Raw genomic sequence first — 20,526 nt, 5'->3', positions numbered from 1 at the left:
TTTTCAGCAAGCTGCTAGCAGGCTGCTTAAAAAAGTCCGCTTTGCGGCTTTTCCAGCGCTGCTAGCTTTTTTTCCGAGAGGTGCTACGCGCCCCTCTCCGGCACAAGAAGCGCGGTTCTTGAGCCTCCTCTCCCGTCGCGGCGGCTGCCCCGCCGCCGGGCCCTCTCGGGCCCGGACGCAGGTTGCCGATGAGTTCTTCAGCAACCTGCTAGGCTCGTCCTCCGGAGCCGCGCCATGAAACCCCACCGCAAGCAGAGAATCGGCGTCTACCTGTTGCCGAGTGCCCTCACCATCGGCAATATGCTGCTGGGCTTCTACGCCATCATCAGCGGCCTGCGAGGTGCCTTCGGCGACGATCCCGGGGAGTTTCAGAAGGCCGCCCTACTGCTCTTCGCGGCCGGCATCGTCGATACCCTCGACGGCCGCATCGCCCGCCTCACCGGCACTGACAGCGAGTTCGGCAAGGAGTACGACTCCCTCGCCGACCTGCTCACCTTCGGTGTTGCACCGGCGCTGCTGGTCTACCTCTGGGGCCTCGCGGACCTCGGACGCATCGGCTGGCTGGTGCCCCTCTTCTTCGTGGTCTGCACCGCCACTCGCCTGGCACGTTTCAACGTCCAGACCAAGAGTCTCGACAGCCGCTACTTCGTCGGCCTGCCGGCCCCCGCCGCCGCCGGCACCGTGTGCTCGATTCTGTTCCTCGCCCCGGACTCCGAGTGGCGCCAGATCTTGGTGCCGATCTTCACCGTCACCCTGGTGGTGGTGGCCAGCTTGATGGTCTCGACCTTCCGCTACCCGAGCTTCAAGCAGGTCGAGCTGCGGCGCCGGCGAAGCTACCGCACGATCCTGCCGATCGCCGCCGTCATCCTGGTCGCCGCGGTTCGCCCCTCGGCCTTCTTCCTCGCCGCCGCCATTTCCTATACCCTCTCCGGGCCCATCACCTCCCTGCGGGGCCGCCTCAATGCGCGCCGCCCCGAACACCAGCAAACGGAAGACACACCGGAGAGCACCCCATGAGCTCCGTGGCTCTCATCGATCCCATGACTCTGCTCGGCGAAGAGCTGCGCGAACGCCTCGAGCAGCGCCCCGATCTCGCCCTCGATCTTCGCCTGCTGAGCGCCGACGAGGATCAGGTCGGCGCCCTCACCACCGTCGGCGGCGCCGCGGCGATGGTCGGCAAGGCGGAAGGGGACGACCTCGCCAACCTCGATCTCGCCATCTTTTGCGGTTCCGACCTTCGCTTGCTGGCGGACCTACCACCGGCGGCCACCGCCATCGTGGCCTCGCCGGGCACGCCCGTGGACGAGGCCATCCCGGTGATCGCCGGGGTCAACGAGAGCCGCGCCGAGCGCGGTCGGCGACTGCTCAGCCCGCATCCCAGCGCGGTGCTCCTCGGCCACCTGCTCGGGCCGCTGGCGAGCTTCGCACCGCAGAGCATCGTCGCCACCCTGATCGAGCCGGCGTCGATCTACGGCAAACAGGGCCTCGACGATCTCTTCGACCAGGCCCGGGCCCTGGTCGCCCTCACCCAGGTGCCGACGACGGAGACCTTCGAACGCCAACTGGCCTTCAATCTCTACCCCGCGACCTCCCCCGGCGAGGGCATTGCCGACGAGCTGCGCGCCGCCCTCTCCCGAGACGACCTGGCGCTCCGCCTGCAGCGCCTCCAGGCTCCGGTTTTCCACGGTATCTCGGTGCACTTGACGGTTGAGCTCGACGGCCCCTGGTCGCTACAGGAGGTGAGCGAAGCCCTCGCCGCCCACCCATGGAACGAGCTCGCCGAGGACGGCGATCGGATTGGCCCGATCGACGCCGCCAATCACGAGTCGGTGCTGATCGGGGGCCTCGCGCAGAGCGGTGAACGGCACTTCGGCCTGTGGGCGGTGATGGACAACCTGACCCGCGGAGGAGCGCTCAACATGCTCCGGATTCTCGACCTGCTGAGTGGAGGGACTGCCTCATGATGACCGCCTTCGTGCTGCTCAACGTCGAACGCGACAAGGTCAACGACGTCGCCAATCGACTCGCCGATCTCGAGGGCGTCGGCGAGGTGCACTCGGTCGCCGGGCGCTGGGACCTGATCGCCATTCTGCGGGTGCCCGACAACACCCGTCTGGCGGAGCTGGTGACCTCGAAGATCCGCTCCCTCGAGGGCATCACCCACTCCGAAACCCTGACCGGCTTCAAGGTCATCTCGCGCCACGACCTCGAGCGCCTGTTCTCCCTCGCTCCGGAGGCTTCGGAGAGCGAAGCCAAGCCCTGCTAGCACGGCCGTTCCAGGCCAGCAAGACGGAGCTACTGGGTCGTGGCCAGAACGCGGCGCTTCAGAGCGGCGTTGGTGGCGTCATAGGCGGGCTCGATCCAGCTCGAGTTCCAGAACCACAGGCCGATTCCGCGATCGACTTCGTGCTGAGTGACCCTGGTGCCAGCGGCCGTTGGCTCGAGTACCCAGCGGTGATCGAAGGACAGGACCCCTGGGATTCCTCCAACCTGCCTTAGCACTCGAGGAGGATCGAGGGTGGTGACCTTGGCGGTCATCTCGAGGAGCTTTCCATCCGGGTCTCGGACGAAATTCTGCAGCTTGGCACCCTCCGCGTACTCGCCTTCGACTTTGACGAAGGTCGGATTCCACTCGGGATAAGCCGCCGTTTCCATCAAGACATCCCACACCGCCTGTGGTGGCGCCGCGATCATCACCTCGACGTGGAACGTCTTGCGCGTCAAGAGAGCCCCGAGGACCAGCACCAAGCAGGTTGCCAGCAGCACGAGCCAGAGAAAAGACCAAGCCATACGCATTCTCACAGGTGGCGGTCGAACCAACCGGTGATGAGCTCGGGATGGGTGCCGAGGTAGTCATAGGAAGCGAACCGACTGTCCTCGATGTCGAGCATCTCGAGATGCTTGTCGACGGTCAGCCGGTCGAAATAGCCACGGACCATCTCCAAGCGAGTCCAAGGGTCGTTCTGGTTTTGCACCACCAAGGTAGGGACGGTGATCTTGCCGACATCGTCGAGGAAGTTCGGCTCCGCCAGATCGAATCCAAGGCGCTCGCGGGTCACCTTCGCCCCCGCCCGGCGCAGAAATCCGGGGAGGCCAAGGGCCTCGACGAAGCAACTGTAGAGAAGCGGCTGCACCGCGATCATGGCTTTGACCCCGGTGCGCTTTGCCAAGCCGTCTTCGAGACCGTAGCCGTAGGTCGTCGCGCCCGAACCCATACAGATCGACAACAAACCGATGCTGGCGCTCGCGAGCTCGGGGTGTCCCGCGATGAAGTCGACCGCGGCGATCACGTCCTTGGCTTCTTCAGGCCCCCAACTGACCCAAGGAATCGGCCCGAGATCGCTCTCGCCGTGTCCGCGAAAGTCATACATCAAGACCGAGTAACCACGCTCCGCGAGATGCCTGGCCTGGCGAAGGAACTGAATCTGCGCCTTCCAGGGTTTGACCGGACCTTTTCCCTCAGGGCTCCAGCCGCCGCGATTGCACTGCACTCCGAAGTGGCTCTCGATGACCACTTTGTCGGTGCCCCCTTTGATCAACCAGCCACGGAGGATGACTCCGTCCCGCGCCTCGAACTCCACCTCCTCGTAGTCGAGCCCGTGACGGCCCGGATCATCGAACAGGGGCGATTGATAGGGCTTCACCATCATGTTGGACACGAACTTGCCGAACATCTCTAACGTCCTTTCGTCGAGGCCTTCTGGTCCCGCGAGGCTAGCCGCCGCCGGGTTGGCCCGATCATCCAGCCGGCATCCTGTAGTTCCGATGCCAGCGTGACCGGACGAGTCCATAGTGCCAAGACTTAGCGCAGGGGTCATTAGCAGAAGCCGCCAAGTGATTGACACCAAGCGCCAAAAGCGGCCAACTTGGATTCGAGAGTGGCGCGATCTGGCAAGGGATGCAGGGCTTCCCGCCCGTAGGATGAGACAAGACGAATCGGAACCCGAGGAGTGAAGAGATGAGCGACAGGAAAGAGGTTGTTCTCGATCGAGGATGGGGAATCGTCTTGCGGGATCTGAAGATCCAGGCCGACAATGTGCTGCGACGGGCAAACCTCGCTCGAGATCTCTTGGCACGACCTCAAGCACGCCTGACCGTCGAGGAGTACTTCCGATTCTGGAAGGCCCTCGAAGCCGAGGCGGACGAGCCCACCCTGCCGATTCGGCTCGGGATTGCGAGTACCCCGGAGACCTTTCACCCCGCCATCTTCGCGGCCCTCTGTAGCCCTGATCTGAGAACAGCCGTGAAGCGGATCGCCGAGTATAAGCGGCTCATCGCGCCGGTCCGCCTGATCGTTGAAGACGATTCAAGGGGGCTCTCGGTCAGCAAGCGATGGGATGCTCCGGTCGGTGCTGTGCCACCAGCACTCGGTGCCACGGAGCTGGTCTTTCTGACCCAAATCGCTCGCATCGGCACTCGCGAGCGGATTCGGCCGCTGAGAGTCGAAGGCCCTCATCCCATGACGCCGAGAGAGGACTTCGAGGATTTCTTCGGAGTCACACCGTTGAGCTCTGAAAGACTCGCCGTGACCTTTCGGCCCACCGACGCCAGCCGCCCATTCCTGACCGCCAGCGAAACCGTCTGGCAAGCCTTCGAGCCCGAGCTCCGGCGTGGTCTCGACGAGCACGAAGCGTCGGCTTCGATCGCGGAGCGGATTCGGTCGGTTCTTCTCGAGAGCCTGCCGAGCGGGGACTCGTCGATCGAGATCACGAGCCGCCGGCTCGGCCTGAGTGCCCGCACCGTCCAGCGTCGTCTGAATCAAAGCGGCACCAGCTACAAGCAACTGGTGAAGGACACCAGGAAGCAGCTCGCCCACCATTATCTCGCCAACAGCGACCTGTCCTATGCCGAGATCGGATTCTTGCTCGGCTACGCCGAACCGAGCTCTTTCTTCCGGGCCTTTCGGTCCTGGACCGGCGAAACCCCAGACCGAGTTCGTCACTCGCCTCGGGGGAGCTAGCTTGCCGGCCCGAGGAACGGGCCTGCCAGACTCGAACCAAAGCTTTGGCCCGAGCCGCGCCGCGGCCCGTGGCTCAGGACCTTACAGCGGGCAATCCGAGCAGGTCCTTGGCGCCCGCGAAGTCCTAGTCCTCACCATCCTCGTCGTCGTGCACCGCCGGCCGACGCGACAGGTAGTCTTCGACGTGCAGCAGGCCCTGCGGACCCGCCCGGCGCACCACCTGCAATAGCTCGCCGACGGTGGTGACCTCTTCGAGCTGCTCGTTGACGAACCAGTCCAAGAAGCGCATCGCGATGTAGTTTTTGTCGTCCTGGGCGATCTCGACCAGGCCATAGATCTGACGCGTCACCTCTTCCTCCCAGGCCAGGCTCTTCTCGACCGCCGCCTCGGCGCTGTCGAACTGGCTGCTGACGGCCGGGACCTCGGGGATCTCGACCTGCCCACCGACGTCATTGATGAAACGTACGATCTTCATCGCGTGGTCGCGCTCTTCCTCCGACTGGCGGTAGAAAAACGTGGCCAGCTCCGGCAGGGCCTCGGAGTCGAAATAGGAAGCGATGCAGACGTACTGCATGGACGCTCCCATCTCGTGTCCGACCTGCTGGTTGAGGGCAGAGATCAACTGGTGACTGGCAAGCATAGGAACTCCTTCGAAAGTCAGTAGCTCGAACGGATCCAGCGAGAACTGCAATTCACTCCGGCGGGAAGTCCTGACAGCAGGTTGCTGTTCTATACTGCGGATCCGTCGCGGCGCCCGACCACTGCCCCGCCGACACCATCCGCCGGGCAACCCCTCCGGCCCTGAAATTCTAGTCAAGGGAGCGCAAAATCGCCATGTCGAAGAGCGACCGCGAGCACTATCAAGTGATCATCATCGGATCCGGGCCGGCCGGCTTCACCGCCGCCCTCTATGCCGCCCGGGCCAATCTCACCCCCCTCATTCTGGAGGGCAATCAACCCGGTGGCCAGCTCACCATCACCACCGACGTCGAGAACTATCCCGGTTTTCCGGAGGGCATCCTCGGCCCCGAGCTGATGGAGCGCATGCGCGAGCAGGTGAAGCGCTTCGGAACCCAGGTCAAGTTCGAGGCGGCGACCGCTGTCGACCTCAGCCAGCGCCCTTTCCGCGTCACCACCGACGACGGCGCCGAGTACACCGCCGGCTCGCTGATCATCGCCACCGGTGCCACCGCCAAGCTCCTCGGCCTGCCGGCCGAAGAGCACCTGATGGGCTATGGGGTCTCAGCCTGTGCCACCTGCGACGGCTTTTTCTTCAAGGACAAGGAGATCGTGATCGTCGGCGGCGGCGACAGCGCGATGGAGGAAGCCACCTTCCTCACCAAGTACGCCACCAAGGTCACCGTCATCCATCGCCGTGGCGAGCTGCGCGCTTCTAAGATCATGCAGGACCGGGCGCTGGCCAACGACAAGATCGAGTTCCTCTGGCATCACGAAGTGACCGATGTTCTCGGCAGCCGCGAAGACGGCGTCCATGCGGTGCGAGTGCGCGACACGCGCAACGGCGAAGAGCGCGACTTCCCCACCCAGGGCCTGTTCCTGGCCATCGGCCACAAGCCCAACACGGAGCTGTTCGAGAACACCCTCGAGCGCGACGACGTCGGCTACCTCAAGGTCGACGAGCCCTCGACCCGCACCAACGTCGAAGGGGTCTTCGCCTGCGGCGACGCCATGGATCCGATCTACCGCCAGGCGGTCACCGCCGCCGGCAGCGGTTGCCGCGCCGCCATCGACGCCGAACGCTGGCTCGAGGCCCAGGACTGATGACCGCCAAGACCCTCGGTGAGCTGCGCGCAACGGGCTACCAACCCCGCACCGTGAAAGCCGAGATGCGGGCCAACCTGCGCCGCAAGCTGGCCGCCGGCGAAACCCTCTTCCCGGGCATCCTGGGCTACGAGCGCACCGTCATTCCGGGGATCGTCAACGCCTTGCTGGCGGGCCACGATTTCATCCTTCTCGGACTCCGCGGCCAAGCCAAGACCAAAATCTTGCGCGCCCTGCCCAGCCTCCTCGACGACGCCGTGCCGGTGATCGCCGGCAGCGAGCTGCAGGAGGATCCGCTGGCGCCGATCTCGACCTGGGGCCACCGCCTGATCGCCGAGCACGGTGACGAGACGCCCATCGAGTGGCTCGAGCGCTCGGCGCGCTACAACGAAAAGCTGGCGACGCCGGACGTCTCCATCGCCGATCTGCTGGGCGACATCGACCCGATCAAGGCGGCGACCCGCAAGCTCACCTTCGCCGATCCGGAGGTCATTCACTTCGGCATCGTGCCGCGCACCAACCGCGGCATCTTCGCGATCAACGAGCTGCCCGACCTCGCCCCCCGCATTCAGGTCGGCCTGTTCAACATCCTCGAGGAGCGTGACCTCCAAATCCGCGGCTTTCCGGTGCGCATTCCCCTCGACCTCCTGATGGTGTTCTCGGCCAATCCCGAGGACTACACCAACCGCGGCAGCATCATCACGCCGCTCAAGGATCGCATCGCCTCGCAGATCTTGACCCACTACCCGCCAGATGTCGCTACCGCCATGGAGATCACCGCCGGCCAGGCGTGGACGGAACGCGAACGCCAGGACGGCGTCGTGATTCCGGACCTCTGCCGCCGCCTGGTCGAGGAGATCGCCGTCGCCGCCCGCGAGAGCGAGCTCATCGACCAGGCCTCGGGGGTCAGCGCGCGGGTTTCGATCTCGGCTCTCGAGCTGCTCGCTTCCAACCTCGAGCGCCGTGCCCTGGTCACCGGCGACCGCCCCACCCTGCCGCGGGTTTGCGACCTCCACATGCTCCTGCCGGCGATCACCGGCAAGGTCGAGATGGTCTACGAAGGCGAGCAGCAGGGCGCCGAGGTGGTGGTTCGAAAGCTCATCGGCCAGGCGGTCAAGACGGTCTTCCATGAGAGCTTTCCGGAGGTCGGTAAGGAGCTTGGTAGCGGCGGCGAGGACGACGATGGCCCTTATGCCGAGATCGTCTCCTGGTTCGCCGACGGCAACCAGATCGAGCTCTCCGACGAGGCGCCCTTCGCCGACTACGAAGCCGAGCTGGCGCGAGTGCCCGGGCTGGCCGCCCTCATCGCCGCCCAGGAGACTCGCGAAGAGCGCGCCTTCGCCGCCGAGATGGTGCTCGAAGGGCTGCACCAACACCTCAAGCTGGCGCGGGAAGACCTCGACAGCCGGGTGAGCTACAAGGAGATGGTCAAGTTCCAGCTCCTCAAGCCGCGCCGTGGCCGTGGCCGTGATCGCGGCGAGGTCAACTGACGGCGGCGACGCGCCGCCACCACCTCGGGACCGGCCCGACCGAGCCCGCGACAAGAACTGGAGGTAGGGAGATGCGACATCGCTATCGGCACCTCGATCCCGAGCTCCTGCGGGCTCTCCTCGAGGGTCTCGACCTCCTGCAGTTCTTCAATCAGCTCGTCCTCGCCGCCGGCGGCGACGTCGAGGAGGCGATGGACTGGATGCGCCAGCTCCAGGAGCAGGGCTACCTCGACGAGAATGTCGATCTCGAGGCTTTCTTCGACAGCCTCGAGAACCGCGAGATGATCGGCCGCGACGGCGAGGGCCGCATGCATTTGACGGCCGGCGGCGAGCGCCGCATCCGCCAGAGTGCCTTCGAGGAGATCTTCGCCGGCCTCGACCGCTCCGGCCCCGGCTACCACGCGGTGCGCTCCCCCGGCGAAGGCGTCGAGCGGCTGCCGGAAAGCCGCCGCTTCCGCTTCGGCGACGCCCTCCACCACCTCGATGGGCCACGCTCGCTGCAGAATGCCCTGCGCCGTACCGGCGGCGACCTGCACCTCGCCGAGGACGACCTCGAGGTCTTCGAGACCGAGCACCTGACCTCCTGCGCCACCATCGTCGCCATCGACATCAGCCACTCGATGATCCTCTACGGCGAGGACCGCATCACGCCGGCCAAGAAGGTCGCCCTCGCCCTCACCGAGCTGATCACCACCAAGTACCCGAAGGATCACCTCGGCGTCATCCTCTTCGGCGACCGCGCCGAGCCGGTGGAGCTCGGCGACCTGCCCTACATCGAAGCCGGGCCCTACCACACCAACACCCGCGAAGCCTTGCAGCTCGCCCGCGGCTTGCTGGCCCGCAAGAAGCAGCCCAACAAGCAGATCTTCCTGATCACCGACGGCAAACCTTCGGCGATCACCGAGGGCGGCCAGATCTTCAAAAACCCCTTCGGCCTCGACATGCGGATCGTCAACGCCACCCTCGAAGAAGCCGACCAGTGCCGCCGCCAGAAGGTCGTCATCACCACCTTCATGCTGGCCACCGACCCCATGCTGACGGAGTTCGTCGAGAAGCTCACCCAGATCAACCGCGGCCGGGCCTACTTCTCCTCGCCCTACGACCTCGGCGAGTTCATCATGGCGGATTACATCCGCAACCGCCGCCGACGACTGCGATAGCGCCCTATTTCAGGGGGACAAAGGCCCCCCTGAGAAGTTGACATCGTCCCTTGCCCGTGCTCGCATACTCGCGAAGATGATGGCAACGCTCCGCATCGGTCACGGTGCGCAAGCCGTCGAGGCCGCCTTGCTCGCCGCCCTCGACGCCCACGGTGAGGAAGCGCGGCGCGAGCCGACGCTGCTGGCGCGACCGGTTCGGGTGATCGTTCCGTCGCGCTCGCTGCGCCTGCACCTCTCCGCCCAGGTGGTCGCGGCGCCTCGCCGCCCGGCCCTCGGACTGCGAGTTCAGACCCTCTTCGCCACCGCCCTCGAGGTGCTCGAGCGCAGCGGCGACGAGGTTCCCCGGGGCGCCCTCCTCTTCGACCTTCTCACCCGCCGATTGGCGCGCGAGGAACCGCTCCTGGCACAGGTCCTCGACGACCTCGTGGACGGCTATCGCGGCGTCGCCGCCACCGTTCGCGATCTCCTCGACGCCGGCTTCGAGGCGGTTCACGGCGGTGCCGCCGAAGAGGCCCTCGGCAGTGCCGCGACGACGCGCCTCGGCATCGACCGCGGCCGAGCCCTGATTCGCATCGCCGGACACCTGCTGCAGGGCGCGGAAGCCCTCGGCCTCGGCCGCTCCGGACACCTGCTGGCTCGCGCCACGGAGCGTCTCGCCGCCGCACCCGAGCTGCTGCCGAGCCGCGCCGTCCACGTCCACGGCTTCGCCGATGCCACCGGCCGAGCGACGGACTTCCTCGAAGTCCTCCTGCGCCAGCCCCGCGCGTCCCTCTGGCTCGACCTGCCACCGGATCCGGCCACCCTCGAAGAGCCTGAGCCGAACCTCGAAGAGGCCTTCCCGAGTCGCCTGAGGGAGCGCCTGGGAAACGCCCCGGAGTCCAGCGAAGGAACCGCCGATCGTCCCCATCTGGAGCTCTTCGACGCCACCGCCCTGGACGCCGAGGTACGCGAGCTGGTGCGACGCATTCGCGACCTCCTCGCCGCCGGCGAATGCCCTGAAGGCATCGCGATCGTGGTCCGCAACGGCGACCTCTACCGCTTGCCCCTGCGCCGTCACCTGCGCGCCCTCGCGGTGCCCTTCTCGGGGCTCGATCTACCCGGCTCACTGACCCCCGACGGCCGCCGCCAGCGCGCCCTCGTCGACCTCCTGCGGCGCGGCACCGACCTGCCCGCCGATCGCTGGCTCGACGCCACCCTCGAGCTCGGCGATCGTCCCCTCAAGGCGCAGCGACGCATGGACCTGCGGCTGGCCTTCTTCGCCCTCGGCGCCGGCCGCCTGCGCGATATCGCCGAGCTCGAGATCGATCGCTACCTGCATGAAGATGCTTACGGCCTGCCCCTGCGTCAGGGCCTGCGACCGGGCGCGAGCCTCGAAGCCAAGGACGACGGCGAGGCACCGGACGGCACCGTCGGACCCTCACGGGCGGTGCGCCGGTGGGTTTCCGGCTTCCACCTGCGGGCCGCCATCGCCGCCGCCCGGGACCTCGGCGATCGCCTCGCCGAGTGGCCCGCCCGAGCACCCGCCGGGCGCCATCTGGGACGGCTCCAGAAAGTGCTCCGCGAGTCCCTCGGGTGGCGTCGCGACGCCACCTTGGAGCATCTCTGGTCGGAAGTACCGAACGAGCTGGTGCTGACCTTCGACGAGTTTCGAGCCCTCCTCGCGCCGCTCTACGAAGGCGGCGGCTACTCCGCCTTGGGCGGCAGCGGCGGCGGCGTCCAGGTGCTCACCGTCACCGAGGCCCGCGGTCGCACCTTCGAGCACCTTTTCGTGGCCGGCCTCAACCGTGGCGTTTTTCCGCGCACGGTGCGCGAAGACCCTCTGCTTCCGGACGACCTGCGCACCACCCTGCAAGGGGTCTTGCCGGACATTCCACTCAAGGGGCGAGGCTTCGAAGAGGAGCGCTACCTGTTCGCCCAGCTCCTTTCGGCGAGCCCGCGGGTCACCCTCTCCTGGACCGCCACCGGTGCCGACGATCGCGCCCTGGCACGGTCGCCGCTGGTCGAGCGCCTGCTGGCTCGCTGGGGCTCGACGGCGCCCCGAGTAGCGCGCGCCGACGGCCTCTTCACCATGCCCGGGTTCGCCGCCCGCGAGCCGACCCTGCGACCGGCCCGGGAGCACACCATCCTCGCCGCCCTGCATGGCAGCCGGGAGAGCTTCCGGCGGCTGCTGCCGGTGACCATGGCCGAAAGCCGCCAGGGGTGGAGCGCCCATCTCGCGGAGCCCAGCACCGACGCCTGGGCAGCGGCCCGTTTCGCCATCCTGCAAGAGCTCGACCCGGACCGCCGCAGCGCTACCGGCCGCAGCGTGCGGTCGAGCCTCGGTCCCTACTTCGGGTTCATCGGCCGTCGCCGGCCGGGAGGCGGCGACGATCCCCGCCGCGAGGTCTTGCCGGTGACCACCCTCGAAGGTATTGCGTCGTGCCCTTGGCAGGTTTTCCTCGAGCGCCTGCTGCGGGTCGAGCCGACGCCGGATCCGATCCAGTCGCTGCCCGATATCGATCCCCTGATCCTCGGCAACGTGGTGCATCGCGTCCTCGAGGCGATCGTCCAGCGGGCCGCCCCTCGGTTGCCCGCGAGCCTCGCCACCAGCCGCCCGGAGGATGCCTTTCTGGTCCCCTGGCCGGACGACGGCACGGTCAGCGAGATCCTGGCCGAGGAAAGTGAGCGGCTGGTCGAGGAGGATGGCGTCGCCCTGCGCGGCATGGCCCGCGCCCTCGCCGCCCGCGCCCGGCCGTTGCTCGACGAGGTCGCGGCCAGCGAGTGGGCGGAGCCGGTTCTCACCCTCGGGCCGGAGATCGCCGGCGAGATCCGCCTCCCGGACGACTCCGGCGGTGAGCGCACGGTGCGCTTCAAGGCCGATCGCCTCGACCCCGGCGACGGCGGCCGCTGGCGCCTGACCGACTACAAGACCGGTCGCCCGATCTCCGAAGCCAAGCAGGACAAGACCCGGCGGCGCCACTTTCTCGATCAGATCAGCGCCGGGCGGCGCCTGCAGGGCGTCGCCTACGCGCTCGCCGGCGGCGCCGGTCGTTACTTCTTTCTGCGCCCCGGGGTGGTCGCCCGGGAGTTCCTGGTCGCCGCCGGTGACGAGGCGATGGAAGAGGCCTTCGGCCACGCCGTGCGAACCGCCCTCGCCGCCTGGGATGCGGGCAGCTTCTTTCCGCGGGTGGTCGACCCGGAAGGCCGCAAGGAGCCCATCCTCTGCTCTTTCTGCTCCGTCGCCGAAGCCTGTCTGCGCGGCGATTCCGGCGCCCGCATGCGACTCCACGAGTGGGCCGAGGGGGAGCGCCGCGATCTGCGCCCCGCGGAGCGGGCGTTGGTCGACCTGTGGGACCTCGCCGAGCCGGCGCGACGGCGGGTGGAGGGAGGATGAGCCGCGAGCGACGCCAGGCCGACGCCGACGCCCGCCGCACCGCCCAGCGGGAGTTCGTCCAGCCGCTGGTGCTGGAGGCCGGCGCCGGAACCGGCAAGACCACCACCTTGGTGGCGCGCATTCTCTCCTGGTGTCTCGGCCCCGGCTGGGAGCGCAGCGCCGCGAGCCAGCCCGATGAGGGACCCGAGCGCTGCGCCCGCCGAGTGTTGAGCCGGATCGTGGCCATCACCTTCACCGAGGCCGCCGCCGCCGAGATGGCGACGCGAGTGAGTCGCCACCTCGCCGACCTCGCCAGCGGTCACCCGCCCCCATCCTGGCTGTGGGCCGAGCCCCTGCCCGAGGCGGTGACGCTGCGCGCCCGCGCCGGTCACCTCCTCGCCGCCCTCGATCACCTGGTCGTACAGACCTTCCACGCCTTCTGCCGCGGCCTGCTCGCCGATCATCCGCTGGAAGCCGGCATCCACCCGGAGCTGACCGTCGATGCCGACGGCGCGGTGCTCGACGAGGTGGTGCGGGAGACCCTCGAAGCGGCCCTGCCGACGGCCTACGGCGAGCCCGGCATCGACGCTTACCTCGAGCTCGCCAGCCAGGGATACGGTCCCTCCCGTCTGCTCGAGGCCGTCCTCCAGCTCGCCACCGAGGGATGCCCGGCGGCGGCCTTCGACGACGACCCCCTCGGTCCGACCGCCGTCTCGGCCTTCCTCGAGCGCCTGCTGGCGGCGGTGCGGCAGCAGCTCGCCGCGATGGGCGAGGCCTTCGACCGAGTGGCCGCGGGTCGAATCAAAAACGCCCTCGCGTTGCGCACCGGTTTGCAGGCGGTGGCCGAGCAGCTCGCCGCCACCATGGCCTCGCCGGAGATCGTCGGCAGCGCCTTCGAGGTGGTGGTCCAGTACCTCCACCAGGAGCTCCCGGAGCGGCTCGTCAACCACCTGAAGAAGTGGAGCAAGGGTCGCTTCTCGAGCTCCGAAGAGCAGATCTTCGAGGACCGTGAAGACGCCGTCCGCGACAGCTCGACCCGCCTCTACGGCATGCTCTCGCACCTCGGCAAGGTCGATCCCCGGCTGCTGCGCACCGCCCGAGAGGCCATCGCACCACTCCTCGCCAAGGTCGAGGCCGAGCTGCAGCGGCGCGGCGTGCTCACCTTCCAGGACCTGCTGGTCACCGCGGGTCGCTTGCTGCGCGAGCGCCCCGGGGTTTGCACCCGGCGCCGCCGGGCGATCGACCAGCTACTGGTCGACGAGTTCCAGGACACCGACCCCTGGCAGTGCGAGATCGTCCGACTGCTGGCCCTCACCGGCCCCGAGGAGGAACGCCCGGGCCTCTTCCTGGTGGGCGATCCGAAGCAGTCCATCTATGGCTGGCGCAGCGCCGACCTGGCGGCCTATGACGAGTTCGTCGAGCAGGTCGTAGCGGCCGGCGGAGAGCGCCGCAGCCTGGTCGAGAACTTCCGCTCGGTGCCCGCGATCCTCGACGAGGTGACGCGGGTGATCGCTCCTGTGATGCTGCCGGCGCGCGGCCTGCAGCCGCCCTACGAAGAGCTCCTCCCGTGCTCCGATCGGGCCGCCGCCGCGGCCTTCGAGGCCGGCGACCGGCGCGCCATCGAGTACTGGGTGAGCTGGGCCCCGGAGAGCGACGGCGGCCAACGCCCGAGCACCCTGCAGGCCGCCCAGCTCGAAGCCGAAGCGATGGCCCGCGACATCCTGCTCCTGCACGAGCGGGAAGCGGTGCCGTGGAGCGCCATCGGCATTCTTCTGCGCAGCACCGGAGACCTCGACCTCTACCTCGAAGCCTTGCGCCGATTGCGGGTGCCTTTCGCCGTCGGCCGCGACAAACAGTACTATCGCCGGCGCGAGATCATCGAGGCGGCCGCGCTGGTGCGCACCATCCTCGATCCAGGAGACCATCTCGCCCTCTTGACGGTGCTGCGGTCGGCCTTCGTCGGCGCTCCCGATGCGGCCTTGGTGCCCCTCTGGCGGCGCGAATTTCCGCGCTTGATGACCGAGCTCACGGGCCACCGGCCGGAACCCCTCGAGGCCCTCGGCCAGGCCGTCTCGGGCGCCGTCGCGGCGCTGCCCGGGGATGTCCCGGGCCTCGACCGCATCGCCGGCTGGGAAGCTTCCCTGCTGGCCTTCGTCGAGCACGTCGCGGTGGCTCGCGAAGCCTTCGAGGCGATGCCGGCGGACCTCTTCGTCGAAACCCTGCAGCGTCTCTTCCTGGTCGAGGTCAGCGAGTCGGCGCGCTACCTAGGCCCCTACCGCTTGGCCAATCTCGAGCGCTTCTTCCAAAGCCTCCTCGACACCCTCGAAGCCGGCGGCGGCAACGCCACGGCCTTGCTCCGTATGCTGCGCACCAGCATCGCCGAAGCGATCGAGGCGGAAGAAGCCCGCCCCGAAGACGGTCAGGAAGACGCGGTTCAGGTGATGACCATTCACACCGCCAAAGGCCTCGACTTCGAGCACGTCTATGTCGCCCAGCTCCACAAGCGCTCGGGCGGCGACTTTGGTCCGACCAGCGAGTCGGAACGCCTCGCCGAGGGCTGGGAGTACCGCCTGCTGGGAGCCCCCAGTCTGGGATGGGACCGGGTCGTCGAGCGCCGCGAAGCGGTCGAGGCGGCGGAGCGGGTTCGCACCCTCTACGTCGCCATGACGCGCGCCAAGGACCGCCTCGTGCTGGCCGGAGCCTGGCCCGAGAGCCCGCGGCCGCAGGCGGTAGAGCGCGCCAACAGTCACCTCGATCTGCTCGCCTGGCGCTCCGGCGGGCCGCCACCCCTCGACTCCCTGTGGCCGACCGGCGAGGCCGCTCCGGACGCCGACGGTGTTCTCTGGCGCGCCCCCGCTTTGGCGACCGTTGAGGAGGCCTCCGAGGCCACCTGGATCGGCGCCCCGGGAGAGGGTGACGAGCCCACCGTGCCGGGCCCCCAGGCGGTGCGAGCGCTCGCCGAGGAGCTGCGGCGGCGCAGCCGACAAGCGACCGAACGCATGGCGCGACCGCTCTCTCTGGCGGTCTCCGAAGAGTCCCACGAAGAGCTGCGCGAACAGCTCGTCGCGCAGCGCCTCGAAAGCACCACCGGCGAACCCTCGACGGGTGCCGGGATGGCCTTCGGCGACGCCATCCATCGAGCCCTCGAAGAGCTCGACCCGAAAGCGCCCCGGGGGCCCGAGGTCGATCGCCTCCTGGCGGCGATTCCGGAGCTCGGCGAGGCCGGTCGCAAGCTGCTGAACCGGTTCCTCGACGGCCCTCTCGGCGAGCGGTTTCGGGACCTCGCACCGCACGTTCTGGCGCGCGAGCTGCCGCTCCTGTTGCCGCCGTCGGGCGAAGCTCTGGCCTTTCGCGCCGGCGCCCTCGACCTCCTCTATCGGGATCCCGAATCAGGCCAACTGGTGGTGGTCGACTTCAAAACCGACGAGCTGGCCACCAAGGCCGACCTGCCGGCCCGTGCCGAGGCCTACGGCCACCAGGTGGAGCTCTATCGCCGGGCGGTTCGCGAGGCCCTCGACGAAAGCTCCGAGCCACGGGTCGAGCTGTGGTTTCTGAGCCACGATCACATCGTCGAGCCCGGCGCCTCGCAACCCATGCCACCGCCGGAGGGCCGTGGGCCGCAACAGCAATCGCTGTTCCCCGAGCTCGACGACTGATCGCCAACCGACCGTAACGCCAGGTCTTTACCTCGGTGCGACTGGCTCTTCGAGGTGCTGCGTCAGGAACACACCGAGCGCGCCGTAGACTTCTTGCGACTCGGGTGAGTGAAGTTCCACCATGAAGTCAAGGTGCGACATTCCCTCGTAGACGTTCAAGTCGGCTATGACGCCAGCAGCGCGTAGCTTGCGGTGCACGCGTGCCGTATGGCTTAGAAAAAGATCTCGGGTCCCGGTGACGAGATAGGTCGGCGGGAACCCCTCGAATTCGCCGTAGACGGGCGAGATCAGCGGAGTTCTCAGGTCACGGCCGCCAGCATAGAGCTTCGCTGCTTCTGCCAAGATTCCGTCGTAGGTCACGAGCATTCGATCGATGCCCTCGTTGATGAATTGACTGTCGCCTGTTTTGGTGAGGTCGGCCCAAGGTGATCCGGCCCAGAGCGCGCCCGGCAAATCTAGGCCGAGATCTTGGAGCTCTTGGGTAACCGCCAGAACCAGCCCACCGCCGGCCGACGAACCGCCGAGTGCTAACGAAGAAGCCTTCCGATCCTTGAGGAGAGATCGCCAGACGGCAATGACGTCGTCGAGGGCTGCCGGAAATGGATGAGCCGGCGGCATTCGATAGTCGATCGACAAGACCGGCATCTTCGAGTAACGCGCGATCATGATGGCTTCGCTCGCCCCGGCAACACCGCTGCCGAATACATAGGCGCCGCCATGGAGATGCACGAAGAGGCGATTCTTGTTCGCCGGATCGACCGTGGGCGGCGTTACCGTTCGAACGGTAACACCAGCGATTTCATCCTCTGAGATCGTGGTCGACCAGGCTTTGGCGAAGGCTCGAGTCCTGTCGCCACTGCTGTCGCTGGCTTGGTCGAGCAGCCTAGCCCAATCCTCAGCTGTGGCCGGAGCGTCTCGGACGTGCCCAGCAACGTCTGGCGGCGGGACTCGCATGAGCGACCCTCTCAGGGCGTCGCTCGCGCCGGCTGGAACCGGCAAGGCCCGAGGACCGATGGTCCACGGCATGGGCGCAGCGGTCGCCTGGGGCACAGCTTCCTGGGCTCGAATCGCTCCGGTTGCCGAGAGGAGCGAGCAAGCGAGGACCAGAACGACTGATTTCGTCATGACTATCTCCCGGATTGTCCTGTCAAGGATGAGCCGCCCAGCAGATTCAAGTGGCATATCGGTGTGCGCCCATCGAACCTAGAAAGCGAGCTTCTCGACAAGGTGAGGGCTCGAGGAGGCGCTTTCGGGAGGAGGCGAGCTCGCTCGTGGCCAGAAGGTTGGCGAATGGGGGCAGATCCACGGCAGCCAAGTCTCTAGTCGCGTCGTACGACCGTATAGAGGGCAGGATCCGGCACCACACCCTCAACCGTTGGTAGTCCAGCCTCCTGCCGCATCTTTTTTGTGGCCGCTGTGTAGGCCTCGGCGTTTTCCCACTTCGCGACGTTGATGAGGCGATACCTCGCGTCCGCAACCAGCGACTGATGAAGCGCTGTCGACACGTAGCCCGGCTGCGTCTGCAGATAATCCCGAGCCTGCTCCCACATCGCGATCGCCTCCTCGAGCTTGCCAGCAGGCACCTCGAACGGGTTGATCAAGATGACCACGGTCTCTTCCTGCCCCTCTCCGAGGCTCGCGCCTGCGCCGAGGAGCACCCCGGCAACTACAATCAGAACCATCACCTTCGTCAATCTCATCTCCTAGTCCTCAAAGTTTTGTTCCACCCCGACGTGTAGCCGGTGAAGGTCCGACCGCACCCCGCCCTCCGGCAGTCGTGTCATCGCGGCTCCAGTACTCGCCATGCCGATCAGGCAAAGCGCACTAACTCAGTGCAGCGCCTGTGTCATCCGGCCGTAAGTTGCCGCTTGCGTGGTTGCCATCAGGTTCCACTCCCGGTTATTCGAGGCGCTCGCAGAGCGTCACCATGACGCGCCTCGCGCTCTCGAGGTCTCGTGGGTTGATGCCCTCGGCGAGCTCGTTCGACCAACGAACCTGCTCTTCCATGATTTCGCCGTAGACCTTCCTGCCGCGCTGCGTGAGCCTGACCAGGCGAGCCCGCTGGTGATCGGGATTGTCGCTGAGAGCGAGGAGTCCCTGATCCACCAGAGAGTTGACGATTCGTTGCACCGCTTGGCGGGTGAGGCCCATGTTCCGTGCGATCTGCGCAACATGCAGCGAGCGGTCCGCTCTGGCGATCGCACCGAGTACTTTCCAGCGGGCGCTAGAGAGCCCCCAGGGTTTGGTCAGCTCGTCACCCGCCGAGGCGAGCAATCCATTGAATTCGAACGCCTGCAGAATGAGCAGAGTGACAGCTTCTCCGCTCGCGCTTCGATCTCGGCAGGTCATAGTGTAATCATGTTGTCATATTGACATCATATTGTCAATCTGAGCGACTATCTTGTCAGTGACCAATTTCGCAGCCGTAGGATCCCGAAGTCCGAACCGCTGCACACCCCTGGCAGATGAGCTCGGCCTCCATGCCTCATCGAATTTGCTATTTGATATAAATTACTAGTCAATAAAGCGAATTCACCGGCCGCCGATTCGGCCCCAGGAAGGCCGCGGCGGCCTCGGAGAAGTGGGCGTGCCGGAGGCTGCGCCCTTCTCCTCTCCTTCCACAGGTCTCATCCTTCCTAGGAGCCTGCCATGAGAAGAGCACTGTCCCTGTCGATTCTCCTCCCGCTGACCCTGGTTCTGCCGACCGCCGCCACCGGCCCGGTCAACAGCTTCGACGTCGCCTGGATGCTGTCCGAGGATCCGGGCATCGGCTTCGAGGGCTCGCCGACCTACTGCGATCTCGACGGCGACGGGCAAGACGAAGCGGTGATCGCCGTCGGCTCCGGCGCCGCGCCCTTCCCCCTCGACCCCGCCTACATCGAAGTCGTGGACCCGCGCTCCGGCAACCGTCTGTGGCGCGCAGCCCAAGGCAACTCGGGCTTCGCCGCCCCCCTCTGCCGAGACGTCGATCACGACGGCATCCTGGACGTCTTGACCGCCGGTCGCTTCGGCGACATCCGGGCCCTTTCGGGAGTCGACGGCACTGTCCTGTGGTCTTTCAATGACCTCAACCCGGGCATCATCGACGACGATGCCAACACCTACAGCCCGGTGTCCGCACCGCAGCGGCCCGAGGTGGTATTCGTGACCACCGGCGGCGGCGTCGATCAGGGTCAGAACCCACGCAATCCCGGAGCCTTGCTCGCCCTCGACCTGGACGGCCGCCTGCTGGCGCGCTGGGACGAGCCCAACCAGGCCGAGATCTACACCTCTCCCGCCCTGTTGGCCTTCGGCCGTCGCCACCGCAATATCCTGCTGGTTCTCGGCTCCGGTGGCGAAACCCTGCCGGGCAGCCTCCACTTCCTGGTCTACAACACCGTCTTCAAGCGCTTCATCCCCTACGCCCGAGTCCCCTCGTCATGCGACACCGGAGGCTTCGTCGCGAGTCCCGTCCTGGGCGACATCACCGGCGACCGCTTTGGTATTCCGGAGGTCGTCGCGGCCGAGTTCTGCGGCTCCGTCGCCGCCTACGACCTCCTCGGCAGGGAGCTCTGGCGCCGGGCGACGACCTGGCCCTATGTCATTGCCAACCCGCTCCTCAGCGACCTCGATGCGGACGGCACCTTCGACGTCGCGGTCTGCAGCATCGCCGTCAACCCCAGCCTGCCGGACACCTTCGGTGAGCTCGATGGCCGCCTCGAGACCTATGCGGGAGCGAGCGGTGCCGATCTCTGGTCGACTCCGTTGAAGCTGCCGGCTTTCTCGACGCCGGCCGCCGCCGATGTCGATGGCGACGGTATCGAAGACCTCTGGGTCCCCACCCAGCACTTCTTCCTGCCCAGCGAATTGACCGTCTACTCCGGCGCCACTGGCAGCGAGCTGGTCGCCTATGGCAGCGTCAGCTGGGCCGGCTCGCCGGTTCTCGGCGATGCCGACGGCGATGGTGCCATCGATATCCTGGTGATGGATGCTCCGCCAGTCTTCGCACCGCCTTTCCCGCCGGTCAACAGCATCCTGCTCAACCTTCCGGGCGTGGCCTATGACCCGACGGCTTCCTGGAGCGGCTTCCGGGGCCCCGACCACGACGGCTTTCGCCGCTAGCAGGCTGCTGAAAAACTCATCGGCA

The 20,526-nt window shown here is 67.0% G+C and carries 16 protein-coding genes; 10 read left to right on the top strand and 6 right to left on the bottom strand.

The genetic code is table 11. From position 1 onward, the window contains the following. Positions 1-234 precede the first annotated feature (234 nt). The 3 genes from pssA to AAF604_09225 are packed head-to-tail and all read left to right on the top strand — an operon-like array spanning position 235 to position 2,266. Positions 235-1,017, top strand: a complete 783-nt coding sequence (gene pssA, locus AAF604_09235) for a CDP-diacylglycerol--serine O-phosphatidyltransferase (protein MEM7049832.1) — start codon at positions 235-237, stop codon at positions 1,015-1,017. Then, positions 1,014-1,964: an Asd/ArgC dimerization domain-containing protein gene (locus AAF604_09230; protein MEM7049831.1), complete on the top strand. Its 951-nt coding sequence runs from the start codon at positions 1,014-1,016 to the stop codon at positions 1,962-1,964. Before pssA ends, AAF604_09230 begins: the two co-directional genes overlap by 4 nt. Then, on the top strand, positions 1,961-2,266 hold the full coding sequence (locus AAF604_09225) for an Lrp/AsnC ligand binding domain-containing protein (protein MEM7049830.1): 306 nt from the start codon (positions 1,961-1,963) through the stop codon (positions 2,264-2,266). Before AAF604_09230 ends, AAF604_09225 begins: the two co-directional genes overlap by 4 nt. Before the next feature lie 29 nt (positions 2,267-2,295). Here AAF604_09225 and AAF604_09220 read toward each other — a convergent pair whose 3' ends face one another. Together AAF604_09220 and AAF604_09215 are read right to left on the bottom strand one after the other, a co-directional pair. Beyond that, positions 2,296-2,790 carry an SRPBCC domain-containing protein gene (locus AAF604_09220; protein MEM7049829.1) on the bottom strand — a complete coding sequence of 165 codons (495 nt, stop codon included), beginning with the start codon at positions 2,788-2,790 and terminating at the stop codon, positions 2,296-2,298. Between the two features lie 8 nt (positions 2,791-2,798). Further along, the gene (locus AAF604_09215) at positions 2,799-3,674 is read right to left on the bottom strand and encodes an alpha/beta fold hydrolase (GenBank protein MEM7049828.1); all 876 of its coding nucleotides are present in this window, start codon (positions 3,672-3,674) and stop codon (positions 2,799-2,801) included. A 284-nt stretch (positions 3,675-3,958) separates the two neighbouring features. On the opposite strand from AAF604_09215, the gene AAF604_09210 reads away from it, so the two are divergent. Then, entirely contained in the window at positions 3,959-4,960 is a 1,002-nt protein-coding gene (locus AAF604_09210; protein ID MEM7049827.1) for an AraC family transcriptional regulator ligand-binding domain-containing protein, read from the top strand. 124 nt (positions 4,961-5,084) lie between these two features. Here the strand turns inward: AAF604_09210 and AAF604_09205 are convergent, their stop codons facing one another. Beyond that, positions 5,085-5,600 carry a ferritin gene (locus AAF604_09205; protein ID MEM7049826.1) on the bottom strand — a complete coding sequence of 172 codons (516 nt, stop codon included), beginning with the start codon at positions 5,598-5,600 and terminating at the stop codon, positions 5,085-5,087. Between the two features lie 194 nt (positions 5,601-5,794). Between AAF604_09205 and trxB the strand changes: the two genes are divergently transcribed. The 5 genes from trxB (at position 5,795) to AAF604_09180 (ending at position 16,400) form a co-directional block, all read left to right on the top strand. Continuing rightward, positions 5,795-6,742, top strand: coding sequence for a thioredoxin-disulfide reductase (trxB, locus tag AAF604_09200; GenBank protein ID MEM7049825.1), 948 nt, complete (start codon positions 5,795-5,797; stop codon positions 6,740-6,742). Further along, positions 6,742-8,232, top strand: a complete 1,491-nt coding sequence (locus AAF604_09195; protein MEM7049824.1) for a magnesium chelatase — start codon at positions 6,742-6,744, stop codon at positions 8,230-8,232. Before trxB ends, AAF604_09195 begins: the two co-directional genes overlap by 1 nt. Positions 8,233-8,303: 71 nt before the next feature. After that, positions 8,304-9,392, top strand: a complete 1,089-nt coding sequence (locus AAF604_09190) for a VWA domain-containing protein (GenBank protein MEM7049823.1) — start codon at positions 8,304-8,306, stop codon at positions 9,390-9,392. 76 nt (positions 9,393-9,468) lie between these two features. Further along, a complete protein-coding gene (locus AAF604_09185; protein ID MEM7049822.1) occupies positions 9,469-12,765 on the top strand; it encodes a PD-(D/E)XK nuclease family protein in 3,297 nt (1,098 codons plus the stop codon). Then, entirely contained in the window at positions 12,762-16,400 is a 3,639-nt protein-coding gene (locus AAF604_09180; GenBank protein MEM7049821.1) for a UvrD-helicase domain-containing protein, read from the top strand. Before AAF604_09185 ends, AAF604_09180 begins: the two co-directional genes overlap by 4 nt. A 27-nt stretch (positions 16,401-16,427) precedes the next feature. On the opposite strand, the gene AAF604_09175 is transcribed toward AAF604_09180, so the two are convergent. The 3 genes from AAF604_09175 to AAF604_09165 all read right to left on the bottom strand — a co-directional run bounded on the left by AAF604_09175 (position 16,428) and on the right by AAF604_09165 (position 18,749). Then, complete coding sequence (locus AAF604_09175; protein MEM7049820.1) at positions 16,428-17,525, bottom strand: alpha/beta hydrolase fold domain-containing protein; 1,098 nt, start codon at positions 17,523-17,525, stop codon at positions 16,428-16,430. Between the two features lie 194 nt (positions 17,526-17,719). Continuing rightward, positions 17,720-18,085, bottom strand: a complete 366-nt coding sequence (locus tag AAF604_09170; protein ID MEM7049819.1) for an antibiotic biosynthesis monooxygenase family protein — start codon at positions 18,083-18,085, stop codon at positions 17,720-17,722. 214 nt (positions 18,086-18,299) lie between these two features. Further along, entirely contained in the window at positions 18,300-18,749 is a 450-nt protein-coding gene (locus tag AAF604_09165; protein MEM7049818.1) for a MarR family transcriptional regulator, read from the bottom strand. Positions 18,750-19,049: 300 nt separating this feature from the next. Here AAF604_09165 and AAF604_09160 point away from each other — a divergent pair, with 300 nt between their 5' ends. After that, positions 19,050-20,501: a VCBS repeat-containing protein gene (locus AAF604_09160; GenBank protein MEM7049817.1), complete on the top strand. Its 1,452-nt coding sequence runs from the start codon at positions 19,050-19,052 to the stop codon at positions 20,499-20,501. The last annotated feature ends 25 nt before the right edge of the window (positions 20,502-20,526 follow it).

Source organism: Acidobacteriota bacterium (assembly GCA_039028635.1).
In the GTDB taxonomy this organism is placed as follows: domain Bacteria; phylum Acidobacteriota; class Thermoanaerobaculia; order Multivoradales; family JBCCEF01; genus JBCCEF01.
This window is presented reverse-complemented; position numbering and strand designations above follow the sequence as displayed.